The sequence below is a fragment of the Pseudoalteromonas sp. SR45-1 genome (genome assembly GCF_014163655.1).
GTDB lineage: Bacteria > Pseudomonadota > Gammaproteobacteria > Enterobacterales > Alteromonadaceae > Pseudoalteromonas > Pseudoalteromonas distincta.
Genome location: NZ_JACJDR010000033.1, coordinates 1 through 1953 on the forward strand (window position 1 = coordinate 1; position 1953 = coordinate 1953).

Here is a 1953-nt window from a genome sequence, read left to right on the forward strand (position 1 = left end):
AGTAGCTTGCTACTTTGCTGACGAGCGGCGGACGGGTGAGTAATGCTTGGGAACATGCCTTGAGGTGGGGGACAACAGTTGGAAACGACTGCTAATACCGCATAATGTCTACGGACCAAAGGGGGCTTCGGCTCTCGCCTTTAGATTGGCCCAAGTGGGATTAGCTAGTTGGTGAGGTAATGGCTCACCAAGGCGACGATCCCTAGCTGGTTTGAGAGGATGATCAGCCACACTGGGACTGAGACACGGCCCAGACTCCTACGGGAGGCAGCAGTGGGGAATATTGCACAATGGGCGCAAGCCTGATGCAGCCATGCCGCGTGTGTGAAGAAGGCCTTCGGGTTGTAAAGCACTTTCAGTCAGGAGGAAAGGTTAGTAGTTAATACCTGCTAGCTGTGACGTTACTGACAGAAGAAGCACCGGCTAACTCCGTGCCAGCAGCCGCGGTAATACGGAGGGTGCGAGCGTTAATCGGAATTACTGGGCGTAAAGCGTACGCAGGCGGTTTGTTAAGCGAGATGTGAAAGCCCCGGGCTCAACCTGGGAACTGCATTTCGAACTGGCAAACTAGAGTGTGATAGAGGGTGGTAGAATTTCAGGTGTAGCGGTGAAATGCGTAGAGATCTGAAGGAATACCGATGGCGAAGGCAGCCACCTGGGTCAACACTGACGCTCATGTACGAAAGCGTGGGGAGCAAACGGGATTAGATACCCCGGTAGTCCACGCCGTAAACGATGTCTACTAGAAGCTCGGAGCCTCGGTTCTGTTTTTCAAAGCTAACGCATTAAGTAGACCGCCTGGGGAGTACGGCCGCAAGGTTAAAACTCAAATGAATTGACGGGGGCCCGCACAAGCGGTGGAGCATGTGGTTTAATTCGATGCAACGCGAAGAACCTTACCTACACTTGACATACAGAGAACTTACCAGAGATGGTTTGGTGCCTTCGGGAACTCTGATACAGGTGCTGCATGGCTGTCGTCAGCTCGTGTTGTGAGATGTTGGGTTAAGTCCCGCAACGAGCGCAACCCCTATCCTTAGTTGCTAGCAGGTAATGCTGAGAACTCTAAGGAGACTGCCGGTGATAAACCGGAGGAAGGTGGGGACGACGTCAAGTCATCATGGCCCTTACGTGTAGGGCTACACACGTGCTACAATGGCGCATACAGAGTGCTGCGAACTCGCGAGAGTAAGCGAATCACTTAAAGTGCGTCGTAGTCCGGATTGGAGTCTGCAACTCGACTCCATGAAGTCGGAATCGCTAGTAATCGCGTATCAGAATGACGCGGTGAATACGTTCCCGGGCCTTGTACACACCGCCCGTCACACCATGGGAGTGGGTTGCTCCAGAAGTAGATAGTCTAACCCTCGGGAGGACGTTTACCACGGAGTGATTCATGACTGGGGTGAAGTCGTAACAAGGTAGCCCTAGGGGAACCTGGGGCTGGATCACCTCCTTATACGATTTAGAACTTATTTGTTCGTAGTGTCCACACAGATGATTGTTATTGTAAAGAGAACAACACTTATTGTTTTGGGTCTGTAGCTCAGCTGGTTAGAGCGCACCCCTGATAAGGGTGAGGTCGGTAGTTCAAATCTACTCAGACCCACCACTTCTTGTCTAATCAAGAAGATGGTTAAAACAGTAAGTACCAGCATATGTGGGGCTATAGCTCAGCTGGGAGAGCGCCTGCCTTGCACGCAGGAGGTCAGCAGTTCGATCCTGCTTAGCTCCACCACTTTTACTTCTTAAAAATAAATATTCTTTATCGGGCCATTAACCGCCTGAGAATAGAGTGTGTTTAATTTTGAGAGGTTTTTGTATCTCTTGCTCTTTAAAAATTTGGAAAAGCTGATAATAAAATTCTGATGAATACATTGTATTTATCAAGAGTTTTCAAAAGTAAAAAAAGAATGGTAGCAGTACCATTCAGTGCCATTTAATTAACGTTTT

At 49.5% G+C, this 1953-nt stretch carries 2 tRNA genes and 1 rRNA gene; all 3 read left to right on the top strand.

Features of this window, described 5'->3' with window-relative positions:
- A 16S ribosomal RNA gene (locus H5089_RS19965) occupies positions 1-1459 on the top strand; the annotation flags it as partial.
- A gap of 76 nt (positions 1460-1535) precedes the next feature.
- A tRNA-Ile gene (locus H5089_RS19970) sits at positions 1536-1612 on the top strand.
- A gap of 50 nt (positions 1613-1662) precedes the next feature.
- Positions 1663-1738 (top strand) — tRNA-Ala (locus H5089_RS19975).
- Positions 1739-1953 lie beyond the last annotated feature (215 nt).